The 4,489-nt window shown below is 60.8% G+C and carries 1 protein-coding gene and 1 pseudogene; both read left to right on the top strand.

Annotated features, from left to right (window positions below; genetic code table 11):
- Nucleotides 1-12 precede the first annotated feature (12 nt).
- Nucleotides 13-3,987, top strand: a complete 3,975-nt coding sequence (locus AC1DXV_RS31710) for a hypothetical protein (protein ID WP_477937458.1) — start codon at nt 13-15, stop codon at nt 3,985-3,987.
- 323 nt (nt 3,988-4,310) lie between these two features.
- A pseudogene (locus AC1DXV_RS31705) lies at nt 4,311-4,489 on the top strand (IS5/IS1182 family transposase); the annotation flags it as partial.

The raw sequence follows: 4,489 nt of genomic DNA, 5'->3' as shown, positions 1-4,489 counted from the left end.
GCCTGGGAGTGGTTGGTCGTTTGGAGCAAACAGCCTCGCAAGCGCCGCAGAGATAACGCGATCGACGACGCCGATCGCGCTGAACTCGCGATCGGCCTTTTGAGGCTGCGAGGCCCCGCTGAGTCCGCGAGATTCCTCAAGGGATGGCGTCCGAGAACGACCGTCTTAAACACCACGAAACTCGTTGCCGCCCGACTGGCGGATCTCGGCGACTACAAGCGGCTGGATGAGCTTGCCGAGCACGCCGACGGGGACGTTTGGATGTTGCTGGGCCTCGCTGCGGAAGCAACACGAGTCGCCCATCTGTTACCGGAAGAGCCGTTGCGCCGTCTGATGGATATCTTGACGACCCCCAAGGTCAAGCTGCCAGACGAGGATCTCTCTTGGAAGCTGGGCAGCGACGTGCTGGATGCTGTCAGGTCTGCGATCACACAAGCGCTGCGACGCTTACCGCGCGACGATGCGACTTGGGCTGCGGTGCTCCGGCGCTACTTGCCGGCAGATCCGCCCAGCCAGCTCCACGATTTCGACTCCGAACGCGTGAAGCTCGTCAGGGCATACGCGCTGGAGGCGGCGCTGCGCGGTCAGCGAATTGCGCTGATCGACCTCGCATCGAAAGAAGTACGCCAAGAGTTCGAGCCAGCGCGATCTCAAAGCAAAGGGCGGGAAGCAACTCTGCTCGAACTCGCAACTGGAGGCGTCCTCGCCTGGTTCGTCTTGGCCGCCGAGATTGCGTGTCGCCGCCTGCCTGCCGATCTCAATCAGCAAATTGAATCCGCTCTGAGGCAGACGAAATCGGCTTCATCAAGGGACTACCAGCGAAATTTCAATCTCGAGATGATTGCTGCTGTCGAATGGACGCAGATTCTGCGCGACGCGGGGGCTGCTCAACCAGCTCAGGCCGAGGCGCTCCTGAAATGGGTCGATGAGCAAGACCGAATCCACTCGACTAGCCTCACTGCGATGTGTCGTGTCGCCGCGCGGACAAACGGCCTGGCCGACCTGTCTCTGGAGCTCAGCACCAGGGCTTTCGCCCAGTTGTCCGTGTCGCGCAACGATGCGGAGATGYGCGTCGACGATCTGCAGGAGTTGGCGCGCGCAATCTTTTGCGTCAACAAGTCGGAATCGGCCGCTTACTTCAACCAGGCAATCGACATCGCGAGCAAGATTGGAGAAGAGCACCTGTCGCGGTGGACGACGTTTCTCGATCTCGCTGATGCAGCAAACCGCCTAGACAAACCGAGGTCTCGGACCGCCTATCGATTGGCGCGGATAGCGGAGCTCACCTACGAGCACATGGCTCGGGACAAGTACATGGATTGGGATCGACTCGTTGAAGTCCTGGTCGGTCTGTGCCCATCATCCAGCCTGGCGATCCTGAGTCGGTGGCGAGATAGAGCGTTTGGGTTTGCCGGCGATCTTTTCCCGATGGCGATCTACAGGCTGGTCGCCACCGGGCACCTTCCGAGGGGGGCCCCCATTGCGCTGAGCGGCACCGTGAGAGGATGGAAGCGCGTCGACGACGCCAAGGCTGCCATCGATGCAGAGCCAAACGCCGATCGAAAGACGTTGATTCTTCAGACTGCCTATCGGTTCATTCGCATCCATCTCACCGACGCGTCGACCTGGCGCCAGCTTGAGACTCTGGCCGACTCACTCGACGTTGTACTTCCAGACCTGGAGCGCCTGCTTCGGGCATCAGAAGCCAATGAGTCCATTGAAGCGGCGACGAAGGCTCCCGCGCCCTGGGAAGCACTCCACGACGACATCGAAAAACCTGACTGGGATGCAATCTTCAGCGGTTTGGATCTTTGCGACACAGTTGCTGTCCACGCGGCCCGACGGAATCTCAAGAAGTATGGCCATCGCACGTACGTTGGGGAGTTCTACAAACAAGGGTGCCAGCGTGCGACCTTGTCGCAGATCGATGGGTACCTTCGCGCAATCCTTTCTGATGACGGGTTCGACCTGTACCACTTCATCGACGTGGCCCGGAACCTGTCGGAGCCCAGCAAGAGGCTTCAGTCCGTTCGCAATGAGCTGAGGAAAGCAGTCCTCGCGCTTGCTACCAGTGAACCCAACCGCGTTGGACGCCGGGGCTGGGGGGGTGGAGGTCCTTTCGATGCACTCTACGAAGCGGGCCTCGTGACGGAAAGGGAAGTCGCGGCCGCTCGGATCAAAGGGTACCTCTCGCGGCTCGATACGCTGGGTGCAAACGACCTATTCCACTTGGTTGACCCGCTCGCGTTGCACTTGAACTCCGACGAGGCCGATGAGGTCCTGAACTTCGGCTTTGACCTGCTGGAAGACGTTCTGGAGGCAAATGACGGTGACGGACCGTGGGACGACGCGCTGGCACCTTCATCCTCATGCGAGGAGGCCTTGGCCGGCTACCTCTGGGCGGGTCTAGCGCGGCCCTCCACCGCGGAGCGCTGGGAACACACCCATTGCATCCGCAACTGCCTCCAACTCGAATGGACATCCCTGCTGTCTGCGCTTGCGGCTCGCGCGACCATTGCTGACCCAACGCCATTCGTTGACCGCGGGCTTACTTTCTACGAGTGGCACGCGCGCCAATGGCTCTGTCTTGCCTTGGCACGGGGCGCGATGGATGCACCCAACGCCGTCACCCCGTTTCTTGCCTTTCTGGCCGCCGCCGCGAAGGAGCAACACGTCGTCATTCGGCATTTCGCGTCAGACGCACTGAAACGCCTCCACGCGATAAGCGCATTGCCGACGGATCTGTTGGCTGTCGTGAACGATGCAAACCGCTCCGAGCTCTCCATTGAGACGTGCGCGAGAGGCGACTGGGACGTCATTGACGACGTCGCTTCAGATGCGGATCCAGCGTATGACGACGAGAGGTACTACTTCGGCATCGACATTGGCCCATATTGGTTCGCACCCTTGGGCCGTATCTTCGGTCTGAACGAGAAATCCATCGAGCGGCGAGCTCGGTCAGCCTTGCGCGGGCGCATGTCGCTGGGACCTCACAGGCATGTCGATGATCAGCGCTATAAGCGCGGACTTTATCGAGGACGAGAAACATCGCACTCGCATGGCACCATGCCCGAAACAGAGGACATAGTCGTCTACCAGTCCTATCACGCCATGATGCTGGTGGCTGGGTTGCTTCTAAAGACCAAGCCGATACGCCGCCGCGCCGAAGAAGAGGACAACCCTTTTGACGACTGGTTGAAGGAACAGTTGTTGACTCGCGCTGACGACCGGTGGCTCGCTGACCGGCGCGACCCCGAGATCCGTATCTCCGGCGCGACGAGCGGAGCTCGATCAAATGCCTCATGGTGCTGGGAGGTGACTAGACAGTACCTGGACGATCAGTTGACGACAGACGATGGCATGAAAGTCCTTTGGGGGCATTGGACGACTACCGATGCAGCCAATGGTGAGAGCGTGTCAGTAGCGTCGGTGCTTGTTCCTTCCCGTCACGCAGAGGCTCTCCTGGCAGCCTTGCAGACCAGTCCTGACCCAGGAAGCATCTACCTGCCTGACGCGGACCACATCGGCAACCGAGGGGATTCTGGTGACCCGGAGATGCGGCTCTTCGGATGGGTCACGGCGGGTAGCGACTCACTGCGCCTTGACGAATACGACCCTTGGGCCGGCAAGCTAGCCAGCCCGGGTCCGCGACCTTGTCCGACGATCCTTGACGCCTTGAAGCCGACGACGGATCCAGACGCGAGGTCTTGGACGCTTTCATCAGGCGGCACGATGAGGAGCGAAACCTGGTCACGCAGCGTCGGCTACGGAGAAGAGCGTGACGCCCTTACTGGCAATCGGCTAAGCGCCGACGACAAGTTCACTTGCGCACTACTGGATGGTCGGTCCGACTGCCTGATCGTACGCGTCAGTGTCCGTCGCAAGCCGCCGAAAGACCAGGCCGGCGATGACGAATACTCTTTCTACAACTGGCCCTATTACCGCTACTACTTGATCGGCAACGATGGAATCAATCGCTCGCTCTAAGGCAGTCATCGAGCTCGGCAGGCGGATCGTTGCCGGCTTGATGCTTGGTGACGATGTCGTGGCTCAGTGGATGGCGCACTTAGTCGCTGAGAAGATCGCCGCCGCAGAACGGGCGCCCGGCGGGGCGACGCGAGATGCCGCCGTAGCTGAATGCGTTGAACTCATTCTGAAGCTCTGGGCGCACCGACACACTCTACCTCCGAACATGAGGCCGCTCAGGGAATTGGACCCGCTGCTGCGCACGCTCAAGTCTCTAGGGAACCGCTGATTTATTCGGGCAGATCTCGATGGCCGAACGAGGCGTGGACAGCGAGGATGGTTGCATGAAACAGACGAGCTTTGCGAGCCTGGAGTACGCGGGCAAGAAGCGCCAGACGAGGCGCGAGAAGTTCCTGGGCGAGATGGAGCGCGTGGTGCCGTGGTCGGCGCTGTGCGGCTTGATCGAGCCGCACTATCCGCGCAGCGGCCGCGTCGGTCGCCCACCGATCGGCGTGGAGCGGAT

The organism is Rhizobacter sp. P3_C12 (assembly GCF_056402735.1).
This window is presented reverse-complemented; position numbering and strand designations above follow the sequence as displayed.